The 22,455-nt window shown below is 72.8% G+C and carries 17 protein-coding genes; 10 read left to right on the top strand and 7 right to left on the bottom strand.

The genetic code is table 11. From position 1 onward, the window contains the following. A complete protein-coding gene (locus LPA41_RS08730; protein ID WP_229069427.1) occupies window positions 1-2,055 on the top strand; it encodes an acyltransferase family protein in 2,055 nt (684 codons plus the stop codon). 343 nt (window positions 2,056-2,398) lie between these two features. On the opposite strand, the gene LPA41_RS08725 is transcribed toward LPA41_RS08730, so the two are convergent. Next, on the bottom strand, window positions 2,399-4,819 hold the full coding sequence (locus LPA41_RS08725; RefSeq protein ID WP_229069426.1) for a glycosyltransferase family 2 protein: 2,421 nt from the start codon (window positions 4,817-4,819) through the stop codon (window positions 2,399-2,401). A gap of 130 nt (window positions 4,820-4,949) precedes the next feature. On the opposite strand from LPA41_RS08725, the gene LPA41_RS08720 reads away from it, so the two are divergent. Genes LPA41_RS08720 through LPA41_RS08700 form a run of 5 tightly spaced genes read left to right on the top strand, consistent with a single transcriptional unit; the run spans window position 4,950 to window position 11,069 of the window. After that, window positions 4,950-7,154, top strand: coding sequence for a glycosyltransferase (locus LPA41_RS08720; RefSeq protein WP_229069425.1), 2,205 nt, complete (start codon window positions 4,950-4,952; stop codon window positions 7,152-7,154). Window positions 7,155-7,156: 2 nt separating this feature from the next. Beyond that, the gene (locus LPA41_RS08715; RefSeq protein WP_229069424.1) at window positions 7,157-7,837 is read left to right on the top strand and encodes a hypothetical protein; all 681 of its coding nucleotides are present in this window, start codon (window positions 7,157-7,159) and stop codon (window positions 7,835-7,837) included. A 35-nt stretch (window positions 7,838-7,872) separates the two neighbouring features. Continuing rightward, window positions 7,873-9,519, top strand: a complete 1,647-nt coding sequence (locus LPA41_RS08710) for a hypothetical protein (RefSeq protein WP_229069423.1) — start codon at window positions 7,873-7,875, stop codon at window positions 9,517-9,519. After that, window positions 9,512-10,489, top strand: coding sequence for a glycosyltransferase family 2 protein (locus LPA41_RS08705; protein WP_229069422.1), 978 nt, complete (start codon window positions 9,512-9,514; stop codon window positions 10,487-10,489). The genes LPA41_RS08710 and LPA41_RS08705 overlap by 8 nt, the downstream gene beginning before the upstream one ends. Beyond that, window positions 10,476-11,069: a GtrA family protein gene (locus LPA41_RS08700; RefSeq protein ID WP_229069421.1), complete on the top strand. Its 594-nt coding sequence runs from the start codon at window positions 10,476-10,478 to the stop codon at window positions 11,067-11,069. The genes LPA41_RS08705 and LPA41_RS08700 overlap by 14 nt, the downstream gene beginning before the upstream one ends. 469 nt (window positions 11,070-11,538) lie before the next feature. Here the strand turns inward: LPA41_RS08700 and LPA41_RS08695 are convergent, their stop codons facing one another. Together LPA41_RS08695 and LPA41_RS08690 are read right to left on the bottom strand one after the other, a co-directional pair. Next, on the bottom strand, window positions 11,539-12,801 hold the full coding sequence (locus LPA41_RS08695; protein ID WP_229069420.1) for a nucleotide sugar dehydrogenase: 1,263 nt from the start codon (window positions 12,799-12,801) through the stop codon (window positions 11,539-11,541). A 26-nt stretch (window positions 12,802-12,827) separates the two neighbouring features. Continuing rightward, a complete protein-coding gene (locus LPA41_RS08690; protein ID WP_229069419.1) occupies window positions 12,828-14,615 on the bottom strand; it encodes a stealth family protein in 1,788 nt (595 codons plus the stop codon). A 237-nt stretch (window positions 14,616-14,852) separates the two neighbouring features. Here LPA41_RS08690 and LPA41_RS08685 point away from each other — a divergent pair, with 237 nt between their 5' ends. From LPA41_RS08685 to LPA41_RS08670, 4 genes are all read left to right on the top strand, one after another. Further along, window positions 14,853-15,083, top strand: a complete 231-nt coding sequence (locus LPA41_RS08685; protein ID WP_229069418.1) for a hypothetical protein — start codon at window positions 14,853-14,855, stop codon at window positions 15,081-15,083. Between the two features lie 75 nt (window positions 15,084-15,158). Then, entirely contained in the window at window positions 15,159-16,718 is a 1,560-nt protein-coding gene (gene ffh, locus LPA41_RS08680) for a signal recognition particle protein (protein ID WP_229069417.1), read from the top strand. Between the two features lie 65 nt (window positions 16,719-16,783). Then, the gene (locus LPA41_RS08675; protein ID WP_229069416.1) at window positions 16,784-17,446 is read left to right on the top strand and encodes a Uma2 family endonuclease; all 663 of its coding nucleotides are present in this window, start codon (window positions 16,784-16,786) and stop codon (window positions 17,444-17,446) included. Between the two features lie 25 nt (window positions 17,447-17,471). Then, a complete protein-coding gene (locus LPA41_RS08670; protein ID WP_229069415.1) occupies window positions 17,472-18,548 on the top strand; it encodes an amidohydrolase family protein in 1,077 nt (358 codons plus the stop codon). Between the two features lie 36 nt (window positions 18,549-18,584). On the opposite strand, the gene LPA41_RS08665 is transcribed toward LPA41_RS08670, so the two are convergent. The 4 genes from LPA41_RS08665 to LPA41_RS08650 all read right to left on the bottom strand — a co-directional run bounded on the left by LPA41_RS08665 (window position 18,585) and on the right by LPA41_RS08650 (window position 22,441). After that, window positions 18,585-20,012: a PQQ-binding-like beta-propeller repeat protein gene (locus tag LPA41_RS08665; RefSeq protein ID WP_229069414.1), complete on the bottom strand. Its 1,428-nt coding sequence runs from the start codon at window positions 20,010-20,012 to the stop codon at window positions 18,585-18,587. Next, on the bottom strand, window positions 20,002-20,505 hold the full coding sequence (locus LPA41_RS08660; protein ID WP_229069413.1) for a SigE family RNA polymerase sigma factor: 504 nt from the start codon (window positions 20,503-20,505) through the stop codon (window positions 20,002-20,004). Before LPA41_RS08660 ends, LPA41_RS08665 begins: the two co-directional genes overlap by 11 nt. A gap of 78 nt (window positions 20,506-20,583) precedes the next feature. Continuing rightward, window positions 20,584-21,960: a PQQ-binding-like beta-propeller repeat protein gene (locus LPA41_RS08655; RefSeq protein WP_229069412.1), complete on the bottom strand. Its 1,377-nt coding sequence runs from the start codon at window positions 21,958-21,960 to the stop codon at window positions 20,584-20,586. Next, window positions 21,950-22,441, bottom strand: coding sequence for a SigE family RNA polymerase sigma factor (locus LPA41_RS08650; protein WP_229069411.1), 492 nt, complete (start codon window positions 22,439-22,441; stop codon window positions 21,950-21,952). Before LPA41_RS08650 ends, LPA41_RS08655 begins: the two co-directional genes overlap by 11 nt. Window positions 22,442-22,455: the final 14 nt, after the last annotated feature.

Raw genomic sequence — 22,455 nt, 5'->3', positions numbered from 1 at the left:
ATGACCTCGACGCTCTCGCGACCCGACGTCCGTCCGGCGCCCGCCGCGGCACCGGCCCGGCACCGGCACCGGGCGGACATCGAAGGCCTCCGGGCCGTCGCGGTGCTGCTCGTGGTCCTCGCCCACGTGGGCGTGCCCGGACTCGCCGGCGGCTTCGTCGGCGTCGACGTCTTCTTCGTCATCTCCGGCTTCCTGATCACCTCGCTGCTCCGCTCCGAGCTGCTCCGGACCGGCCGCCTCGACCTGCCGCGGTTCTACGCCCGCCGGGCGGTGCGGCTCCTGCCGCTGGCCACCCTGGTGATCGCCGCGACCCTGGCCGGCGCCTGGTTCCTGGCACCGCCGACCCGGTTCGGCGGGTACGCGGCGGACGCCGTCGGCGCGGCCACGTACACGATGAACCTGCGACTGGCCGACGCCGGCACCGACTACTTCGCCGACCAGGCGCCCTCGCCGTTCCAGCACTTCTGGTCGCTGGCGGTGGAGGAACAGTTCTACCTGATCTGGCCGGTACTGATCGGTGCGCTGGCGATCTGGGGCCGGCGCCGGCGGTGGCTGCCCGGCGCGGTACTGACGATCGGCACCCTCGCCTCCTTCGCATGGAGCGCGCACGAACTCGGCCGGGCCGCGCCGTGGGCCTACTTCGGCTCGCTGAGCCGCGCCTGGGAACTCGGGGCGGGCGCGCTTCTCGCCCTCCTCCTGACGGGTACGGAACGCCGCCGCCCCTGGCTCGGCCGGCTCGGCCTGATCGCCGTGGTGGCCGGTGCGGTCATGTACGACGAGGCGACCCCGTTCCCCGGCCCGGCCGCGCTGCTCCCCGTCCTCGGCACGGTCGCGGTGATCGCGGCCGGCGGGAACGGGCTCCTCGAGACCTGGCCGATGCGCTGGGTCGGCCGGATGTCGTACGGCTGGTACCTGTGGCACTGGCCGCTGCTGTTCCTCTTCCCCGGTGGGCTGTGGGCGCGTGCCGGGGCGGCGGCCGCTGCGCTCGGCCTCGCCGCGATCAGCCACCACCTGCTGGAGAACCCGGTACGCCACCACCGGTTCTGGCAGCCGTACCCGCGTCGCGGCCTGGCCTTCGGCTTCGCCTGCTCCGCCGTGGCGGCCGGGCTCGCCGCCCTCGGCATGATCTTCCCGCCGCTGGTGCCGACCGGCAACGCGGTGCCCGACGCCCGCGGCCGGATGGCCGGCGCCGCCGACCCGGCGGCCGAACTCAAACAGATGATCGCGGCGGCGCCGGCGGCCACCAAGGTGCCGGCGAACCTCACACCCGAGTTCGAGACGGCCGCCAGTGAACGCTCCGCGCCGCAGGAGGAAGGCTGCCACGTCGGCCTGACCGGCCCCTTCCAGCCGAAAACCGACTGCGCCTTCGCGAACACCGACGCCGAACACACCGTGGTGCTCTTCGGCGACTCGCACGCCCTGCAATGGTTCCCCGCGATGGAGGACCTGGCGAAGAAACGGAACTGGCGGCTTGTCGTACTCACCCGCAGCGCCTGCAGCCCCGCCGACCTCGAACTGCAGGAACGCCGGGCGCAGCGCCGCTACGCCGAATGCGACACGTGGCGCGGCCAGGTCCTCAAGCGGATCGCCAAACTCGAACCCGACCTGGTGGTCGTCTCGTCGAGCGTGAACTACCGGGCACTGCTCGCCGGTGACCCGCCCGACCCGGACGCCGTCTGGAAGGCCGGCTGGACCCGCACCCTGATCAAACTGAAGCGGGCCGCGGGCGCGGTCGCGATGATCGGCGACACCCCGTTCCTCGCCGGCGACCCCGCCGACTGCCTGGCCACCCGCCCCGCCGCGATCGGCACGTGCGCCCCGCCGGCCGACATGGTGGTCCTGGAACCGGGATGGCGCGCGATGATGCGAGCCACCGCGAACGCGATGCGGGTGACCACGGTGGACCCGCTGCCGTGGCTGTGCGCCGAGCGGTGCCCGCTGGTGGTCGGCAACCGGCTGGTCTACCGGGACAGCAACCACATGACGGGGGCTTACGCCCGTTTGGTGGCACCGCTGCTGGAGCCCAAACTGCCGTGGGGCCGCAAGCCCCGCTAGCGAGCGCGCGCGGATGCGGCACCGACCGCGTCGCCGGCTCGGCTGTCACTCACGGTTGGTTCGAGGCCGTTTCGGCAGCCGTGGGTGACAGCTGGTCGGTCTGGCTGTCGCGCAGGGTTGGTTTGGGGCCGTTCGGGCAGCCGTGGGTGACAGCTGGTCGCGTTGGGGCGCGCGTGGCGGCGGCTCGGCTGTCACCCACGGTTGGTTCGAGGCCGTTTCGGCAGCCGTGGGTGACAGCTGGTCGGGTCTGGCTGTCACCCACGGTTGGTTCAGGGCCGTTTCGGCAGCCGTGGGTGACAGCCGGACCTGCCGGCTGGACCGCCCGGCGCGGCCTGACCGCCGACTAGCAGCCGAGCTCCAGCTGCCGGCCGGGCGGTTTCAGGAGGGCTTCGACCGCGTCGGCGTACCGGCCGTGGTGATGATGGCGCCGCACGAAGTCGGCGCCGAGCCGGCTCTGCCGGGCCAGCGCGTCCGGGCGCCCGTGCAGGCGGGTGACCGCGGACGTGACCTCCTCGGGCACGCAGTAGATCGCGGCCGGGCCGAGGAGCGGCTCGAAGCTGTGCGGCAGGACCGGTACGCAGCCGGCGGCGAGGGCGATCAGCAGTTCGGGTCCGACGGTGACAGCTCGTTCGTCGGCCGGCATGTGCAGGTAGAAGTCGAGTTGGTGCAGGAAGCCGCGGGTGTCGACGTCGGACGGCTGGTAGATCAGCCAGCCTTTGGGCGGTTTGGCCGGTGCGGCCGGTGCGAGGACGCGCACGTCCAGGCCGGCGGGTGCGGGCACGGCCTCGCGCAGGCGCAGCCATTCGGTGGCGACGCTGTCGCCGGGGCGGTCGAAGAGCATCCGGCCGATCACCGGGCGGTCGGCGCGGGGGCCGGTGCGGTGCAGGCGCCAGCGTTCCGGGTCCAGGGTGCCGGGGACGTCGGCGGGGGCGAGCCGGATGCCGAAGGGACCGCCGGCGAGCCGGTGCCGGGCGGCGGGGCCGGCGGGCGCCCACCACGGTTCCACCCCGAACAGGCGGCGTGCCTCGGCCTCGCAGTGGAAGGCGGCCTCCCCCCACGCCTGGTCGGCTTCGATCACCACCCGGTCGGCCCGGATGGCGGAGGCGATGCCGGGGGCGAATCCGACGAGTGCGGGGTCCTGCACCAGCGCCAGGCGGGCGTGGACGTCGTCGGAGAGCACCACCTGGTCCACCCGACCGGAATTGATCAGGTCTTGGACGTCCGGGTCGAGGGCGCCGGGTTTGCCGGTGACGTTGCCGAGCAGGTCCAGGTGAAGCACGGCCACGGTGCGGCCGGGCACGGCGAGGGCCCGCAGCCGTTCGCCGGCCGGCCACGCCACGTCGCCGTGCGCGCTCCAGTCGGCGGCCAGGATCAGGTCGTAGGAGGTGCGCCGGGCCGGGTCGTGGCCGGCCAGGCGGCGCGGTGCGGCGAAGGCGCGGGTGCCCGGCTCGCGGGGGCGCACGGCGGTGGCGCGGCCGGCGGCCACCCGTTTGTGCCAGGCCTGGAAGGCGGAGAGGTACGCGTACCGCGCCGGATGCATCCACCCGGGGGAGATGTCCGCGCTGGACAGCGATCCGGGGGAGAGCCGGATCAGGGCGAGCGGCTCACCGCCCAGGTGCCGTACCGCAGGCCGGCCGAAGACCGCGCGCGCCCGTTCCACGTACTCCGCGTCGGCGCCCTTGCGGACGGTGTCGAGATAGCCGAGCCGGCTGAGCGCGGCGGTGCGGCGGATCATCAGCGAGGAGAGGTTGTACGACCGGAACTCCGCGATCCCGGGCCGGGTGACGCCGAGGTTCTCGGTGACCCGGATGCCCACGGACGTGGTGGCGAACAGCGCCGGGTCGTCGATCAGGGGCGCCGCCTGCCGTTCCAGCCGCAGCGGGTGCGACCAGTCGTCGGAGTCCTGGAACGCCACGAACTCGCCGGTGGCCGCGTCCAGGCCGGCGTTGCGGGCCCGGTAGGTGCCACCGTTCGCGGGCATCCGCAGGATCCGCACCCGCGGGTCGAGCGCGGCCGCCCGGGCCAGGACGGCGTCGTGGCCGGGACCGGAGCCGTCGTCGACGACCAGGATCTCGTGGTTGGTCCAGCTCTGCGCGACGAGCGAGCGGACCGTGGTGAGCAGGGCCAGTCCCGGCTGGTACGTGGTGACGATCGTGCTGATCCGGTGCGGCGAGCCGGTGCGGTGTGCCCGGTTGGACCTGATCCGGTCGAACCGGGGGCCGATCTGCCCGTCCAGGGTGAGGCCGGGTGCCGGCAGCAGCCCGAGGAACCGGCCGATCCACTCCTCGCCGCCGGTCAGGTCGACCACCAGCGCGGTGCGTACCGGGTCCGGGATCTCCGGGTAGTCGGCGAGCAGCTTCTCGGTGCGGGTCCGGTCGCCTGTCGCGTACGCCAGCTGGGCGTGCAGCCCCTGGTGCGCGGGCGCCACACCGGCCGTGCCGAAGGTGCGCAGCAGCGAGTCGAGCAGGACCATCGCGTCGGGCCGGTCCTCGGGCCAGAGGTCCTGCAGCGCGATGACGCGCGCCAGTTCGCCGAAGGCCCAGGGGTCGGCGTCCGGGAAGAGCCGGCCGTCGTAGGCGCCGAGGATCAGGTCGTCGACCGAACGGCGGGCCGCGGCGTACGCGAGGACCGCGCGTGCCGAGGCGGACCGGGTGTGCAGCGCGGCGGTGGCCGGGCCGGCCGGCGAGCCGCCGGTCAACTCCCGCCACTGCCGTTCCAGCAGCTCGGTTCCGTACGCGTCCGATGTCGTGTGCAGCCTGCGCATGAGCTCCCGCCGGGTGGGTGTGGCAGTACCTGGGGGATCAACGGCTGGGTGGCGGGGTGCGTGACGCCGGGCGAGCGCCGTTCGTTGTGGCGTCGACAGGCATGCCACGCCAAGCATCGGAGAACGTCCAATGACCGGGAACGTCCACGACGTGGCGATCCTCTCGGATTTCCGCTATCCGGGCGGCACCTCGGCCAGCATCGCCGCCGAGGTACGCGCACAGGCCCGGGCCGGGCTTTCCACGGTGCTGGTCCAGGTCCGGTCGCCGCACCTGAAGCGGGACCGGCCCTTCAACCCGCTGATCGTGGAGCTGCTGAAGGACGGTTCGGCCCAGCTCGCCGCCGAGGGGGAGCCGGTCGCCGCGAAACTCTTCGTCCTGCGTCAGCCGCGGATCTTCACGGCCGATCTCGCGTCGGTGCCCCGGGTGGCCGCGGACCGTACCGTGATGGTGCTCAACCAGGCGCCGGGCGACGCCGCCGATCCGGCTCGCTACTACGACTTCGCGGCGGTCCGGGAACGGGTCGAGGGATATTTCGGCAGCGGCAGCGGCATCGAATGGGCGCCGATCAGCCCGCAGGTGCGGGCCGAGGTGCTGCGCGCCGCGCCGGACGCGCCGCTGGCGGAGACCGACTGGCACGAGATCATCGACGTGGCCGAGTGGTGGGCCGACCGGCCCGGCCCGGTCGGCGAGGTGCCGGTGGTCGGGCGGCACGGGCGGCCCGACCCGGTGAAGTGGCCGCGCACCACCGAGGAGTTGTTGCAGGCCTACCCCGACGACGCGGGCGTCCGGGTCCGGGTGCTCGGCGGTGGTGAGCTGGCCGTCGAGAAGCTGGGCCGCACCCCGGCCGGGTGGGAGATCGTCGAGTTCGGGTCGGTGCCGCCCCGGGAGTTCCTGCGCGGCATCGACTTCTTCGTCTACTTCCACGACCCCGACCTGGTCGAGGCGTTCGGCCGGACGATCCTGGAGGCGATGGCCGCCGGGGTGCCGGTGCTGATCGGCGAGCACTTCCGGCCGGTCTTCGGCGACGCGGCGCTCTACACCACCCCGGCCGGCGTGCTGCCGCTGGTCCGCGAGCTGCACGCCGACCGGGCGCGCTACCGGGAACTGGCGGTGCGGGCCCGGGACCTCGTCGAGACCCGCTTCGGGTACGGCTCACACCTGGCCCGGCTCGCCGGACGCGGGGTACGCCCGGCGGGCCCCGGCACCGACCTGGAGCTGCGCCGGCCGGCCGGTCTGCCGGCCGCCCGTGCGCCCCGCGGGGTGCTGCTGGTCAGCGACAACGGCGTCGGCCTGGGCCACCTGTCCCGGCTCATGGCGATCGGCCGCCGGCTGCCCGAGGGCACTCCCACGGTGATCGCCACGCAGTCGCACGGCGCCTCGGTGGCGCACCGGGAAGGCTTCCTGACCGAGTACATCCCGTCCCGCAGCGTGCTCGGCCCACCGCGGCAGCGCTGGACCACGATGCTCACCAACCGGCTGCAGCACCTGATCGACCTGCACAACCCGGCCGTGGTCGCGGTGGACAGCGTCCCGCACGACGGCATCGTGGCGGCGGTCCGTGCCCGGCCGGACATCACCTGGGTCTGGGTGCGCCGGCCGATGTGGCGGCGCGACACCGGCACCGAGTGGATCGAGCGGGGCGGGTACTTCGACGCGATCCTGGAGCCCGGCGAGTTCGCGGCCGCCGCCGACGAGGGCCCGACAGTCCTGGACCGGGGCGGGGTTCACACCGTCGACCCGATCACCTACCTGGACGCGGCCGAGCTGGCCGAGCCGGCCGCCGCCCGTGCGGCGCTCGGCCTGGAACCGGGCCGGCCGGCCGCGCTGCTCCAGCTCGGCGCCGGCAACATCAACGACATCTCGTCGCCGGTGGCCCGGATCGCCGGGCACCTGCGGTCCGCGGGCTTCCAGGTGGTGCTCGCCGAGTCGGCGATCGCGACGGAGCCGATGCCGCCGGTGCCCGGTGCCCATCTGGTGAAGCTCTACCCGATCAGTCGTTATCTGCGCGGACTGGACCTGGTGATCAGCGCGTCCGGCTACAACTCGTTCCATGAGCTGCTGGCGTTCGGCGTACCGGCGGTCTTCGTGCCGAACCGGCAGACCTCCCTGGACGACCAGGTGAGCCGGGCCCGGTTCGCCGCGGCCACCGGTGCGGCGCTGATCGTCGAGGACCCGGACACCGACGAACTGGACGAGGTGCTGGCCCGCGCGGTGCGCGACGACGTCCGTGAACAGCTCAGCCGGCGCTGCGCCGAGGTGGGGCCGCGCAACGGCGCGCCGGCGGCCGCCCGCTGGCTGGTCGAGCTGGCCGACCGACGAACCCCCGGAGTGTGACCATGCCCGACACCACCGCCGAACTGACCGACCCGGCGCGGGTGGAAGCCCTCGTCGTGCGGCTGCGCACCATCGAGCAGCAGCGCGACGCGTGGCGTGCCCGCTGCGCCGGCCTGGCCGGTGAACGGGACAGCGAACGCGAGACGGTCCGGCGGCTGCGGGCCAGTGGGTCGTACCGGCTGGGCCGTACCCTCGTGAAACTCGCCCGCAGCCCGTTGCAGGCCTCGCCGCGCCTGCTCCGCCGCATCGTCCGCAAGGTGAGCGGGCGGCCCGCGCCGGCACCGCGCCGCAAGCGCGTCGTGCCGCAACCCCTGCCCACCCACCTGTACGTGGCCATCGGCCTGGACCTGCCGGCGCTGCGTGACTTCGTGCTCGCCGTGCAGCGGCGGCTACTCGTGGCGGCCGACCACCGGGCGGTCGTGCTGACCGACGAGCCGCGGTTCTCGCTGCTGCGCAAGGTCGGCCTGGTCCTGGAGTACCTGCCGGACCGGCAGACCTGGCAGCAGCACCGGCCGGACCGGCCGTGGGACGGTGTGCTGGCCGAGCGGCTCGCCCACCTCTCCCGGGAGCACGCCGCCGCGCAGGTGATCTTCGTCGATCCGGATCACCCGCCGGCCCTGCCCGATCTGCTCGGCCCGGACGACACAACCGACTCCACCGAGCCGTCGTTGCAGCAGTCGTGACCGCTGAAACCGTGACAGTGCCTCAGCAACCGGACATGGCTTCCGCGGCGCGGCAGGACACGGCACCCCCGCTCCCGGACGGGGCCCAGCCTCCGGGCCGCCGGTTGTGGGGGCACGTGCTGCGCCGGTGCCTGCTGGTGCCGCTCGTCGTCTTCGTGCCGCTGCTCGCGGCCGCACCCCGCGGCGACCACCGGTTCAACATCTACTGGCACGGCGGGATGTTCCGCGACGACCCGCTGCGGATCATCTCGCACACCGTCGCCACCGGCGAGACGTACCTGCGGCTCGGCAACTTCCGGCCGCTCGGCCGGATGCTGGAGAAGGCGCTGGACACACTGGTGCTGCTCGGCGCGGAACAGCTGCACCTCTCCCCGGCGATCACGTTGCGGCTGGTCTCGCTCGGCGCGGCGATGGTGCTGACGCTGGCGGTGGTGCTCTTCGCGGAAAGCGTGCTGACCCGGGGGCGGCTCTTCGCGAGCCCGCCGTCGGTGGTGGCGCTGCTGCTGCCGTACGCGGTCGCGGCCGGGTTCGTGGCGGCCGGGCGCAACAGCACCACCACCCTGTTCGGCGGGCTCTACCTGAGCACCGCGGCCCTGGTGCTGTCCGTCGCGGCGGCGGCCTGCCGGCTGGAGCGGATGCGCTGGTGGCACGGGGTCCTCGCGGTCACCGCCGGCGGCGCGCTCGCCATCTTCAACGAGCCGGCCTACTTCGCCGTGCCACTGGCCACCGCCGCCGTCCTGCTGCGCGGCCGGTTCGTGCTCGGCCAGAGCTTCCGGGAAACGCTCACGTCGGCCGGCGCACGGTTCGCCGCACTGCTCTGGGCCGGGTTCCTGCCGGTCTTCGCTGGCATCCGCCGGATCATCCAGGGGTACTGCGCGGACGGCGGCTGCTACCACGGGTCCGACATCGCGGTGGACGCCCGCGCGCTCGTCGTGCTGCCGGCCCGGATGCTGGCCTGGCTGCCGCCCGCGCAGTGGCAGGCCGCCACCGAGCGCACCGGCGGGACCTGGGCGTGGGGGGTGCTGCCGGTCGTCACGCTGGTCGTGCTGGTGGTGCTCGCCGCCCGTACCCGCAAGCTCTCGGCCTGGGCGGCACGGCCCGGCACCGGACCGCTCGCCGGACTGGCCGCCGCCGCCGCGATCCTGCTCGTCTTCGGCGCGATGCCGGCGGCGCTCAGCGTCGAGGTGCACACCTACTACACCGGGCGTGCGCTGCTCGAACAGGGCTGGCGCGACTCGGCCACGACCGCGCCGGCCGGGATGCTGCTCGCCGTCGTCCTGCTGGTGCTGCTGAGCCGTGCCCGGCCGGTGCCGTCGAGCCGGGTCCGGCCGGTGCCGTCGGGTGATGCCCGGCCGGGGCTGTCGAGCGGCGGGGGGCGGCACGCGACCGGCCTGATCCTGGGCGTGCTGGTGCTCTGCGCCACCGGCTCGGCGGCGGCCAACCGGGCCTACGCCGACGTCGCGGCCGGGTGGCAGTCGGCGCAACTGGACAACCGGATCGCGCTCGCGATCGGTGCCTTCGAGCCCGGGGAGGCCGGCAACGTACGCCGCTGCGGCCTGCTCGCCGAGGCGCTGCGCAGCACCGAGGACCGGCCGCTCCACCAGAAGCGGTACACCGATTCGCTCGACGCCGCCGCGCAGGCGCTGGCCGGCGTCCCGTTCTGCCAGGAGCCTCATGAATGATCCGCTGATCTCCGTGGTGGCGCCGATCTACAACGAGGGCGACGGCGTCGACCGGTTCCTCGACCGGCTCACCGAGGTCCTCGCCGGCGCCGGGCTGCGCCACGAGTTCGTGCTCGTCGACGACGGTTCGACGGACGACTCCTGGTCCCGCATCGCGCACCGCTCGCACCTCGACCCCCGGGTACGCGGCGTGCGCCTGTCCCGCAACTTCGGCAAGGAGGCCGCCCTGCTCGCCGGCCTGGAGGAGGCGGTCGGCGACGCCGTAGTGGTGATCGACTCCGATCTGCAGCACCCGCCCGGCGCCATCCCGGCCATGGTGCGGCGCTGGCAGGCCGGCGCGCACGTGGTCGAGGCGGTGAAACGCAACCGGACCGGGCAGTCGTTCGGCAACCGGCTGAGCTCCAAGGTGTTCAACAAGGCGTTCACCGGGATGACCAAGGTGGACCTGGTCGACGCCACCGACTTCCGGCTGCTCGGCCGGCCCGCCCTGGAAGCGCTGCGGCGGATGCCCGAGCACTCGTCGTTCTTCCGCGGCACCAGCAGCTGGATCGGTTTCACCCGGGCCACCGTCGAGATCGACATCGACCGCCGCGAGGGCGGCGCCTCCCGCTGGACGCTGCGCGGCCTGTGCCGGCTGGCCGTCAACGGGCTCACGTCGTTCACGTCGGCGCCGCTGCACCTGGTCACCATGGCCGGGGTCGGCTTCGCGGCGTTCTCACTGGTGCTCGGGGTGCAGACGGTGGTGCGCTGGCTCAGCGGCGGCTCGGTGGCCGGCTTCACCACGGTCATCCTGCTGCTGCTCGTGACCGGCACGTTCGTGCTGCTCGGCCTCGGCGTGATCGGCGAGTACCTGGCCCGGATCCACGAGGAGGTCCGCGGCCGGCCGCGCTACCTGGTGCAGGAACGATCCGCCGCCGGTCCGCCCGCCGTCCCGGAACAGTGGGTCGCCGAGCAACATGCCGAGCGCTGACGGGGTCGTCCGTGCCCGTTCACGCCGGCGTGCGGGCGAGCGCCGGGGGCCGGACGAACGCCGGGGACCGGACGAACGCCGGGGGCCGGACGAACGCCGGGGGCCGGACGAGCGCCGGGGGCTGGACGAACGCCGGGGGCTGGGCCAGCGCGGGCGGCCGGGTGAGCGCCGGCAGCCGGGCGACCCGGTGAACGACCGGCGCGCCGGTGTGCGCCGCCTTATCCGGTATGCGGTGAGTGGCGGGTTGAGCGCGTTCACACATTTCGGGACGGGACTGGTCGCCGTCTCGGTCTGGCGGTTCGATCCGGTCGTCGCGTCGGGTCTGGGGTTTGCGCTGAGCATCCTGGTGTCGTACGCGCTCCAGCACGCCTGGGTGTTCCGCTCGGCGGCCGTGCACGGTGTCGCCGCACCCCGGTTCCTGGCGGTCACGGTGGCGGCGTTCGCGCTGAACACGGCCGTGCTGTTCGTCGGCGCCGAGCTGCTTGACGGCCCGTATGCGCTGGTCCAGGCCGTCGCGATCGTCCTGATCCCGATCCTGAACTACACGATCAACTCCCGCTGGACGTTCACTCCGGCCTGACCGCGCCGCCAAGCCGCCACCCGCACGCGGGCTTGCCACCCACGGCTGTTTCCCGGCCCCCCAGCAGCCGTGCCCGACAGCCGGGGCCGTCCGGCTGTCACGCATGGCTGGTTTGGGGGTCGTCTGACAGCCGTGGGTGACAGCCAGGGCCGCCCGGCTGTCACGCAGGGCTGGTTTTGGGGCCGTCCGGCAGCCGTGCGTGACAGCCAGGGCCGCCCGGCTGTCACGCAGGGCTGGTTTTGGGGCCGTCCGACAGCCGTGCGTGACAGCCGAAGGCGGGTGGCTGATCACGCGCGGCTGGGTTTTGGGACGCCGGGCAGCCGTGGGTGACAGCTGGGAGCGGGTGGGTGGTGGCTGTCGCGCGGTCGCCGACTCGGCCCGGCGACCCCCTGCGCCGGTCCGAGGAGAGGAGTTCGACCTTGCCGGGAGCTGGCACGCACTTGCGGACGAGGCCGGGCAGTGGCGGGGCTCAGAGGCGGTGGGCTTCGCGGACCGTGGTGACGCCCCGGGTGTCGAAGAAGCGCTTCGCGATGCGTGCCAGGTGGTCGGGGTCGTACTCGCGGTGGTTCTGGACCAGGATGACCAGGTCGGCGGAGGCGGTCGCGCCCTCCAGGTCGTCGGTGCGCCAGACCGGGACCCCGGCGATGTCCCAGGTCCGCACGTGCGGGTCGTGGTAGGCGACCGTGGCGCCGAGGGCGGCCAGCTGGCGGGCGAGCGGGGCCGCCGGGGACTCGCGCTGGTCGGCGATGTTGGCCTTGTAGGTGATGCCGAGCAGCAGCACGGTGGCGCCGCGCACGGCCTGGCCGTCCGCGTTGAGGAGGTTCTGGGCGCGGCGGGCCACGTACGCCGGCATCGTGGTGTTGATCTCCTGGGCGAGCTCGACGAAGCGGAACGGGTAGCCGAGCTTGCTGCGGACGTTGTGCGAGAGGTAGTTCGGGTCGATCGGGATGCAGTGCCCGCCGACGCCGGGCCCGGGGTAGAACGCCTGGAAGCCGAAGGGCTTCGTGGACGCCGCGTGGATCACGTCCCAGAGGTCGATGTCGAGTTCGTGGCAGAACCGGGCCATCTCGTTGACGAGCGCGATGTTGACGTGGCGGTACGTGTTCTCCAGCAGCTTCGCCGTCTCCGCCTCGCGGGTGCCCCGGGTCTCGACGACGGTCTGGATGAACCGGCCGTAGAAGGCGGCCGCCGCGGTGGTGCACGCCGGGGTGTAGCCGCCGACCACCTTCGGGGTGTTGTGCGCGCCGAAGACCTCGTTACCGGGATCGATCCGTTCCGGGGAGAACGCCAGGTGGAAGTCGATTCCGGCGGTCAGGCCGGAGAGCTGTTCGAGGCGCGGGCGCACCTCGTCGTCGGTGGTGCCGGGGTAGGTGGTGGACTCCAGCACGACGAGCATCCCGGGCCGCAGGTTGCGCCCGACCGCGGAGGTGGCGCCGAGGACGGCACGCAGGTCCGGCCCGTCGCCCTCGGAGAGCGGGGTGGGCACGCAGATCACCGCGGTGCGTGCCTGCGCGATGAGCGTCTCGTCGGTGGTCGGCAGGAACCCGGCGGCCACCATCTCGGCGACGTCCTTGTCGGTCAGGTCGTCAACGTGCGACCGGCCGTCGGCGAGCGCGCCCACCACGGTCTCGTCGACGTCGAAGCCGAGGACGGTGAGACCGGCCCGGGTCGCCTGCTGCGCCAGTGGCAGACCGACGTACCCGAGTCCGAGGATGACGACGTCGTAGCTCATGAAAGGTCTCCTTCGCGAAGGCACGTTCAGGCGACGGGCGGGAGCGCCACGTCGGTGGGTGGGGCGGGCCGGTCGTCGCTGCCGGCGAGCGGCTGCCGGGGGGCGGTGACGGCCCGGGTGGCGGTGGTGAGCGAGGTGGTCGCGGGGCGCGGCCGGGCGAGTTCGAAGGGCGAGGCGTACGGCAGGTAGAGCGGCAGGAACTCGGCGAGCAGCGCTTCCTGGTCGGCCACGGCGGCGCTGTGCACGTCGACGTCGTTGAGGCAGAACGCGTCGACCGCGCGGCCGCGCAGCAGCTTCGCCAGGCGCAGCGGCGTGACCGGCTGGGCCAGGTCGGTGTACAGGTAGCGGATCTTGCCGGGGGCGGCGTGGCCGGTGAGGTACGCGTAGTACTGCTGCAGCGACGACAGCAGCGAGATGTCGTCCGGGTGCCGGAACTGGTGTCCCGCGGTCGCCGTGACGTGCTCGGCGAACCGTTCCTCGATCTCGGCGATGACGCTGCGCCGCGACGGGTGCGGGGTGTGTTTCATCTTGCGGGTCAGCACCCGGCCGAAGGCCTGTTCGATGAGCCGCCGGTTGTTCTTGGCGGCGGAGTCGGCGGGCCGGTCACCGGGGCCGCGCGGCGTGGTGTCGACCCGGTGCGTGGACGGGAAGAACTTGGTCAGCCCGCCCGCGGTGAAGAAGAGGTCCGGGGTGACCGGGCGGCCCAGGATCACGTCGTCGTTGAGGTAGAGGAAGTGCTCGGCCAGCCCCGGGATCCGGTGCAGCCTCGACTCGATGGCCTGCGAGTTGAAGGTCGGCAGGGTGCCGGTGTCGCCGAAGATCTCCGCGTGGCTGACCAGGGTGATCCGCGGGTCGGTGAGGTCCAGCCAGGCCGGCACCTGGTCGTCGGTGACCAGGAAGATCCGGCGGACCCACGGTGCGAAGCAGTGCAGGGCGCGCAGCGAGTAGCGCAGTTCGTCGCGGCTGGCGTACCGGGAGTCGTTGGCGGCCTGCGCGTTGGTGCCGGTGACCCAGGGGTTGTCGGCCAGCGCCCGCGCCTTGCGCCGCTGCCAGGCCGGGTCGCCGCCGTCCACCCAGGTGTAGACCACGTCGATCGGGAAGCCGATCCGGTCCGGGTCGACCGCGGTGAAAACGGCCCGGGTGCGGTAGCCGGTCACGTCGTCGGGGGAGCTGAACGGGCCGAACACCGGCTCGGGGGCGATCACCGCGGGTTCATCGGCGGGGACGGAGTCGGCGACCGCGTTGCGCCGGGGCGCGGTGAGCCGGCCGGCCGACTCGCGCCAGAATTCGATCTCGCAGGCGTACCGGGCTCCGAGCGGCATGCTGCCGGCCGGGTCGACGACCGGCCAGCAGACCGAGACGACGCGGGGGTCGGCGCGGCGGCGGCGGGCGGGGAACACGGTACGGAGTTGTCCGTGGTCGCGCCGGGCGAGTTCCCGCAGCAGGGCGAGTACCCGGCCCCGGTCGGTCTCGCGGACCGCGACGGCCGTGCTGAGCGGGGTGGCCCCGGGCAGGCGGAACCAGTCGACGCCGGCCGCGTCGAGCGCCTTGGCGACCCGGTCCAGGTTCTGCCGGCGTACGTCGGCGGGGGCGGCCGCGTACGCCACCCGGGCCTTGCCCTCGCGGGTCCGCAGGAACCCGGTGGAGGTCACCCGGGCGCGCCCCTGGCGGGCCGGTGCGAGGGGCATGAGGGTACGGGCCACCCGCAGCCGCCGTTCGGGGGCGATCCGGGGCAGGAGATGTCGCTCGGCCGACTCGAAGATCCGTCGCCGCACCGCCCAGGGGGTCAGCCGCAGGATCTGCCGCAGGGTCACGCCGTCGTCCTTTCGCCGCACGTCCGACGAGCGCTTTAACGTGCCGAGCGAGACGGAAGTTGCGGTCTATATCAGGAGTTGCACCCTTTAACAGCGGTATACGACCTTGACGCGCTTTGTGCGGCTGATGCCGGGAGACCCACCCTTAGGGGAACGGATCGGGGTCACGGCCGATGCGGGTGTTGCGTGCGCACTGCATGGTGGAAAGCGGCAACGCGACGACGGCGGGAGGCCGAGATGGGCAAGGCAGTGGCGTTTCTGGCAGCACTGATCGCCGGGGTGATCGTGGTGGGCTGGGTGGCCAGTTCACTCCTCGGCGGGTTCCTCTACTACCTGATCGTGGGCGCTCTGGTGGTCGGTGGTGGCGCCTGGCTCTACGGCCGGATGAAGCGCTCGCTCGCGCCCGGCACCCGGACGCAGCGGCGGATCGAGGCGGCGGCCAAGACGTACCGCATGCGGAACCGGTGACCCTCGAGCGGTACGGCTAGGCTTGGGTGACGGCAAAACGACCAACGGGCCGAGCGACCTAAGGAACAGCGCACCGTGTTTGACACCTTGAGTGACCGCCTGTCCGGGATCTTCACCAAGCTCCGCGGCAAGGGGCGGCTCACCGATGCCGACATCGACGCCACCGCGCGCGAGATCCGTCTCGCGCTGCTGGAGGCCGACGTCGCGCTGCCGGTGGTCAAGGCCTTCATCGCCGCCCTCAAGGAGCGGGCGCGCGGTGTCGACGTCTCCCAGGCGCTCAACCCCGCACAGCAGATCATCAAGATCGTCCACGAAGAGCTGATCAACGTCCTCGGTGGCGAGGGCCGGCGCCTGCAGTTCGCCAAGCAGCCGCCCACCGTGATCATGCTCGCCGGCCTCCAGGGCTCGGGTAAGACGACGCTCGCCGGCAAGCTCTCCCGCTGGCTCAAGTCGCAGGGCCACCAGCCGCTGCTCGTCGCCGCCGACCTGCAGCGGCCGAACGCGGTCAACCAGCTCCAGGTGCTGGCCGGCCGGGCCGGCGTCGACATCTACGCGCCGCAGCCCGGCAACGGCGTGGGCGACCCGGTGCAGGTCGCCAAGGACTCGATCGAGCACGCGCGGCGCACGGCGAAGGACATCGTCATCGTCGACACCGCCGGTCGTCTCGGCATCGACACGGAGATGATGCGGCAGGCCGCCGACATCCGTGCCGCGGTCGACCCGGACGAGGTCATCTTCGTCATCGACGCCATGGTCGGTCAGGACGCGGTGCAGACCGCAGAGGCCTTCCGGGACGGCGTCGGCATCACCGGTGTGGTCCTCTCCAAGCTCGACGGTGACGCCCGCGGTGGTGCCGCGCTCTCCGTCCGGCAGGTCACCGGCCAGCCGATCCTCTTCGCCTCCACCGGTGAGAAGCTCGAGGACTTCGACGTCTTCCACCCGGACCGGATGGCCAGCCGGATCCTCGGCATGGGCGACGTGCTGACCCTCATCGAGCAGGCCGAGCAGGCCTTCGACGAGGACCAGAAAGAGAAGATGACCAGCAAGCTGCTCGGTGGCGAGCAGTTCACGCTGGAGGACTTCCTGGACCAGCTGATCGCGGTCCGGCGGATGGGCCCGATCGCCAACATCCTCGGCATGATGCCGGGCATGGGTCAGATGAAGGACCAGCTGGCCGAGCTCGACGACAGCCACTTCGACCGGGTCACCGCGATCATCCGCTCGATGACGCCGCAGGAGCGCACCACTCCGAAGATCATCAACGCGTCCCGCCGGGTCCGCATCGCCAACGGTTCCGGCGTCACCGTGATGGACGTCAACCAGCTGCTCAACCGCTTCGCCGACGCGCAGAAGATGATGAAGCAGATGAGCGGCATGATGGGTCTGCCCGGCGGCCGGCGCAAGGCGACCAAGAGCCCGAAGAACAAGCGCAAGGGCACCAAGGGCGGCAACCGGCCCCGGGTCGGCGGCGCCGGCGGCGGGATGCCGGCGGGCTTCCCGGGTGGGATGCCGCAGCTGCCCCCGGGCCTCGACCCGAACGCGCTGCCCGGCGGCGGCGGCATGCCGCCCGGCTTCAAGCTGCCGAAACTCGACTTCAACAAGCTGAACAAGCCCCCGAAGGACGACAAGCGCTGAAATTGGCATACGGCACCTTGTCCAGCGACTAGTACAGTGGGGTGAATCCCATCGAGGAGGAATCGATGAGCACCGCACCCCATGTGGACGCCGCGCATGTTGACCTCTCTCGTGTTGACCTTTTTCGGGTTGACGGTCTTCATGTCGACGTCGCCGAGTTGCTCCACCGCCGAGACCTGACCGTCGACGACATCGCGGACCTTCCCGAGGATCTTCGATACGAGTTGATCGACGGAAGGTTGGTCTTGTCGCCCCTTGCCCTGCCCATCCACCAATTCATCGCAGTCGCGATCACCCATGCCGCCATGCAGCACTGTCCGGAGGATGTGCTGATCAACGGCGAGCAGGCGGTCCTGCTGGACCGGCGCAACGAGCTGCGCCCCGACGTGGTGCTCATCCACGAGGAGGGCGCGGGCAAGTCGCCGGTCCGGCCGGGTGACGTCCCGCTGGTCGTCGAGGTGATCTCGGAGTCGTCGAAGAAATTCGACCGCGACGGGAAGCTGAAGAAGTACGCCTACGTCGGCATCCGTAACTACTGGATCGTCGACCCGCTGGCCGAGCGGGTCACGCTCACCCAGTTCGCGCTCGGTCCCGGCGGCGACTACCAGCAGCTGCTCGAGACCGACGAGCTGGTCACCGTCGACCGTCCCTGGGCGATCACGCTGGACCTGCCGGCCTGGACGCGGCGACGCGACCGGATCCGTGCGGTGGCCCGGCCGGACAGCTGAACGGTTGATCAGGTAGGACTGTCCTATGGCGTTGCATGTGCGCGGGACAGTTCTGCCGGACGGCGAGGTCCGGGACCTGTGGCTGGTCGGCGATCGGGTCACGTTCGAACCGGTCGCGGGCGCGGAGACGATAAGCGACGGCGGGTTCGTGGTGCCGGGGCTGGTGGACGCGCACTGCCACCTCGGCATCGCCTACGGTGCGAAACCGATCAGCAGCCTCGACGAGGCACGGGAGCTGGCGGCCATCGACCGGGACGCGGGTGTGCTGGCTCTGCGGGACGCCGGTTCGCCGTACCCGTACCCCGAGCTGGACGACGAACCCGGCGTGCCGCGCCTCGCCCGCGCCGGGCGGCACGTGGCCGCGCCGCGTCGCTACCTGCGGGACATCGGCGTCGAGGTGGCCGGTGCCGAGGTCGCCGCCGCGGTCACCGCGCAGGCGAAAGCCGGCACCGGCTGGGTGAAGCTGGTCGGCGACTGGATCGACCGCGAGGTGGGTGACCTGGCGCCGAGCTGGGACGCGGCGACCATGGCCGCCGCGGTGGAGGCGGCGCACGCGGCCGGCGCCCGCGCCGCGGTGCACACGTTCTCCGAGGAAGGCGTGGAGATCATGGTGCGGGCCGGGGTGGACTCGGTGGAGCACGGCACCGGTCTCTCGCTCGACCTGATCGACGAGATGGCCCGGCGCGGCACCGCCCTGGTGCCCACGATGATCAACATTCGGACCTTCGGCAAGATCGCGGATCAGGCCAGGGAGAAATTCGCCGGGTACGCGGACCACATGATCCACCTACGGGACCACTTCCCGTCTGTGGTGCTTGCCGCGCACGAGGCCGGCGTCCCGATCTACGTGGGCACCGACGCGGGTGGCGGCATCCGGCACGGCCTGGCCGCCGACGAGATGCTCTACCTGCACGAGGCCGGCATCCCGGCGGAGGCCGTGCTCGCCGCCGCATCCTGGAAGGCCCGGGAGTGGCTGGGCTTCCCGGGCCTGGTCGAGGGCGGCCTCGCCGACCTGGTCGTCTACGACGCCGACCCGCGCGCCGACCTGCGCGTGGTGAAGGCGCCGCGCCGAATCGTGCTGCGCGGCGCCGTCATCAAGTGACCGGCTTCTCTCGGGTGGAGAGCGTCTCTCGGGTGGTCAGCGCTCGAACCGCCACAGTTTGAGCTCGACGCCGTCGCGGCACGCCAGGATCTCGCTGGTCCACGCGCAGCCGCCGACGACGTCCGACAGCGTGCCCAGAGTGGTCTGCCGTCCGTCTGCCGCCGAGATGGCGATGAGGCTCCGGCCGGTCCCGGTCTGGGCCATGGCCAGCACGTTCTCGTCGTCGATCCAGCCTTGCGTCCTACCCAAGAAGGCACCGTCGACCCGGGCGAGATCCCGGCCGTCGGCGCTGTAGAGAACGCCGGAGCCGAGCCCGCGGCCGGCGAAGACCCGTCCGGCGCGGGTGGAGATGTCGAACACGGCGTCCGCCGGCGTGACGGTCCACAGCACCCGGCCGGTCGCCGTGTCGATCATCTTCAGGGTTGCCGGGTTCAGGTTCCCGTCGGCGGTGGTCCCGTCGTTGGAGGCCAGACAGACACGCTGCGGCCCGCACGGCGCGGAGACGCCCAGCGTGCCGGTCTCGATGGCGTGCAGGACCTTCGTCGTACCGGCGGTGAGGTCGGCACCGACGAGCCGGGACGGCTTGTCGGTGTAGCCGGACCTGTCGCCGATCAGCGCCAAGTCGCCGGAGGCGCTGAAATCGGTCATCATCCGCGGCCGGACCGTGGTCGCCACCGACGTGCGGATCTTCCCGGTGCGGAGGTCCCGGACCAGCACCCGGCCGCCGAGCGTGATCTGTGCGAGCCGGTCGTCGCTGACGTGCACGTTGCGGACGTTGCCCTCGTCGAGGAAGCCGGTCGAGTGGCGCGGCCGGTCGTTGCCGGAGGCCGGCGCCGACCAGAGTTTCCGGCCGGTGGACAGTGCGAAAGCCTCGGTCAGGCCGTCCACCGTGACCCGGGCGAGCACCCCGTCGCCGACCACCACGTCGCCGTTGGCCGGGTCCGTGGTCTCCCACAGCTCCGCCCCGGTGCCCGGGTCGAGAACGCGCAGCCGCGGTCCGTCGGCGACCAGCACCGCGCCGGGCACCGCGATCGGGCCGTTGGTCTCGAACGAGGCGGTCGTGCCGGCGTCCCAGACCTGGGCGCCGGTCCGGCCGTCCACCCCGATCACCTTCAGGCCACCCCCGTTCAGGTCGCCGGAGGCCAGCGTGACGCGGTCACCGCGGACCGCGATCGCGCTGAACATGTTCTCGCCCGCCGGGCCGTGCACGCGCAGCGGCGTCCCGATCGGGGTGAGGCCGCGGACCGTCGTCGCCGGCAGCACCGGCCGGGGCGGGTCGTGCCGCCGGGTCGCGACACCGGCGCCCGCCAGGACCAGCAGCACCGCCGCGGCCGCGGCGCCCACCGCGTACCTGCCGCGCCGCCGGCGATCGCCGTTGCGGCGCGCCACCGCGGGACCGGTCACCGGCACCACGTCGGCCGTGCGGGCCAGGCCCGCGAACATCTCGTCCAGGTCAGCGGGCATTGCGAACTCCTTCCCGGTAGGTGTCGCCGAGGGCGGTGGCCAGGCCGGCCCGGCCGCGCGACAGCCACGACTTGACGGTGCCGGGCGACGCGCCGGTCTCCACCGCGATCTCGGTGATCGAACGGTCCAGCAGGTAGTGCAGGACGAGCGCGCGCCGGTGCGCGGCGGGCAGGGTGCGCATCGCCCGGACCAGCAGCACGGTGTCCTCCGACGGCGGCGCCACGGGTGGCTCGGGCGCCTGGGCGGCGGCGTGGTCCCGGCGGCGGAACACCCGCCGCCACCGGTCGGTGGAGAGCCGGTTCACCACCAGGCGCAGCCAGGCCTCCGGGTCCTCGTACGCCGTCACGCGCCGCCAGCGCTGCCACGCCCGCGTGTACGCCTCCTGGACCAGGTCCTGTGCCTCCCCGGGGTCGCCGGTCAGGCCGTACGCGTACCGCGTCAGCCGCCGGGACGTGTCCCGGTAGAACTCGTCGAAGTCGTCGATCGCCGCCATCTCACCGCCCTTTCGCGGCAGGAGACACGACGGCCGCCGGTGGTCGGTTGCAACCCACCACCGTTGTTCACCGTCCGTTCAGCGCACGAACCGCCAGATCCGCAGCTCGGTGCCGGTCGGGCAGACCAGGTGCCCGGCGGTCCAGGCGCAGTCACCGGACAGCGCCGGCACGGTGCCGAGGTCGATCTGCCGGCCGTCGACAGCGGAGATCGCCCGCGCGGTCAGCTGTCCCGTCCCGCCGTCCCGGACCAGCGCCAGCACGTTGCCGTCGTCGATGAACCCACCGGTGCCCGGCACATCGGCGAGCTGCCGGCCGTCCTCGCCGAGCACCACGATCCAGTTCTCGGAGTCGGCCAGGACCGACGTCATGATCCGGCCGGCCCGTTCGGTGGCGTCCCCGGCGCCCCGTGGTGCCGGAACCTCCCGCAGGACCCGTCCGTCGGTCGCGTCGACGGTCACGAGCACGTACCCGGCCGCCCGCTTCTCGTAGATACAGAGGCGGCGTGAGCCGCAGGGGAAGTACGACAGGTTGCCGTCCGCCACCTTGCGCACCACCACCGACGAGCCGGCGTCCGTGTCGGTGGCGCGGATGCCCCACCGGCCGCCGTCGACACGCTCCGCGGTGTAGACGACGCCGTCGTGTGCCTCCATGTACATGGAGTCCGGCCGGGCGGCGGGCACGGTCGTGCGGACCGCTCCGGTCCGGATGTCCCGGATCACCACGTCGCCCTTCCCGGTGACCACGACGAGCCGGTCGCCGGTGGGCAGGGCGTGCTGCGAGGGCGACCCCGGACCGGTCCGCATCGTGCCGAACGCCACCAGCGGGTCCGCGCCGGCCGGGGCCGACCAGAGTTGCCGGGCGTCGGTGATGTCGAACGCGGTGAGGCCTCCGTCGATGTCCCGTTCGACGATCACTTCGTCGTGCAGCAGCAACCGGTCGCCCGACGTGTGGTCCGGCTTCCCCAGCCGCGCGCCGGTGACCGGATCGTGGAAGACCGCGCCCTCGCCCCCGTGGACGAAGAGAGCGTGGGGACCCGCGTACAGATCCACGCCCGAGCCTGACGCCGACCGCGCGGGGTTCACGGTTCCGGTCTGTTCGCCGGTGTTCGCGTCCACGATCCGCACACCGGCCTCGGACAGCCCGTACACGGTGGTCCCGGAGATCCGCGCGGTGCTCCAGCTCTGCCCGTCCGGAAGGCGCAGTGGCTCGCCGACCGGCTCCATCCCGCGGATCCGGGCCGGGTCCGTGGCCGGCAGGATCGGCTCCGCGTGCCGGCGCTGCCAGGTCACCACCCCGGCGCCGGCGATCACCAGCAGCACCGCGGCGGCCGTGGCGAGGGCCCGGTTCCGCTTGCGCACCTGGCCGCGGCGGCGCGCGTCCGCGACACCGGCGAGCGGCGTCGTGTCCGCCTGCCGGGCCAGAGCGGCATAGAAATCGTCCAGGTCAGCGGGCACGGCGGGCTCCTTCCGACGGGTCGGGGTCGAGGGTGGCGGCCAGGCCGGCCCGGCCGCGGGACAGCCAGGACTTGACCGTGCCGATGGAGACGCCGGTCTCGGCGGCGATCTCGGCGATCGAGCGGTCCAGCAGGTAGTGCAGGGCGAGGGCCTGCCGGTGCCGGGCCGGCAGGGCGCGCATGGCGCGGACCAGCACCACGAGGTCCTCGGACGGCGGTGGTGCGGCCGGGGGCGGCGGCTGGGCCGCGGCGTGGTTGCGGCGCACGAACAGCCGCCGCCACCGGTCGGTCGAGAGCCGGTTCACCACCAGGCGCAGCCACGCCTCCGGATCCTCGTAGGCGGAGACCTGCCGCCAGCGCTGCCAGGCGCGCGCGTACGCCTCCTGGACCAGGTCCTGCGCCTCCCCGGGGTCGCCGGTCAGGCCGTACGCGTACCGCAGCAGGCGCCGGGATGTGTCCCGGTAGAACATCTCGAAGTCCATCCGTGCCCCCGTCT

This window comes from Actinoplanes sp. DH11 (assembly GCF_020873875.1).
Taxonomy (GTDB): Bacteria; Actinomycetota; Actinomycetes; order Mycobacteriales; family Micromonosporaceae; genus Actinoplanes.
Note: the sequence above shows the minus strand (reverse complement) of the source record. Positions and strands in the feature narration are given on the sequence as shown.

Bases quoted from the DNA above. Each gene is read 5' to 3' on its own strand.
- LPA41_RS08730 (WP_229069427.1), top strand. From the start codon at position 1: ATGACCTCGACGCTCTCGCGACCCGACGTCCGTCCGGCGCCCGCCGCG.
- LPA41_RS08670 (WP_229069415.1), top strand. From the start codon at position 17,472: ATGGCGTTGCATGTGCGCGGGACAGTTCTGCCGGACGGCGAGGTCCGG.
- LPA41_RS08660 (WP_229069413.1), bottom strand. From the start codon at position 20,505: ATGGCGGCGATCGACGACTTCGACGAGTTCTACCGGGACACGTCCCGG.
- LPA41_RS08720 (WP_229069425.1), top strand. From the start codon at position 4,950: ATGACCGGGAACGTCCACGACGTGGCGATCCTCTCGGATTTCCGCTAT.
- LPA41_RS08710 (WP_229069423.1), top strand. From the start codon at position 7,873: ATGGCTTCCGCGGCGCGGCAGGACACGGCACCCCCGCTCCCGGACGGG.
- LPA41_RS08705 (WP_229069422.1), top strand. From the start codon at position 9,512: ATGAATGATCCGCTGATCTCCGTGGTGGCGCCGATCTACAACGAGGGC.
- LPA41_RS08665 (WP_229069414.1), bottom strand. From the start codon at position 20,012: ATGCCCGCTGACCTGGACGAGATGTTCGCGGGCCTGGCCCGCACGGCC.
- LPA41_RS08700 (WP_229069421.1), top strand. From the start codon at position 10,476: ATGCCGAGCGCTGACGGGGTCGTCCGTGCCCGTTCACGCCGGCGTGCG.
- LPA41_RS08650 (WP_229069411.1), bottom strand. From the start codon at position 22,441: ATGGACTTCGAGATGTTCTACCGGGACACATCCCGGCGCCTGCTGCGG.
- LPA41_RS08675 (WP_229069416.1), top strand. From the start codon at position 16,784: ATGAGCACCGCACCCCATGTGGACGCCGCGCATGTTGACCTCTCTCGT.
- LPA41_RS08725 (WP_229069426.1), bottom strand. From the start codon at position 4,819: ATGCGCAGGCTGCACACGACATCGGACGCGTACGGAACCGAGCTGCTG.
- LPA41_RS08695 (WP_229069420.1), bottom strand. From the start codon at position 12,801: ATGAGCTACGACGTCGTCATCCTCGGACTCGGGTACGTCGGTCTGCCA.
- LPA41_RS08715 (WP_229069424.1), top strand. From the start codon at position 7,157: ATGCCCGACACCACCGCCGAACTGACCGACCCGGCGCGGGTGGAAGCC.
- LPA41_RS08685 (WP_229069418.1), top strand. From the start codon at position 14,853: ATGGGCAAGGCAGTGGCGTTTCTGGCAGCACTGATCGCCGGGGTGATC.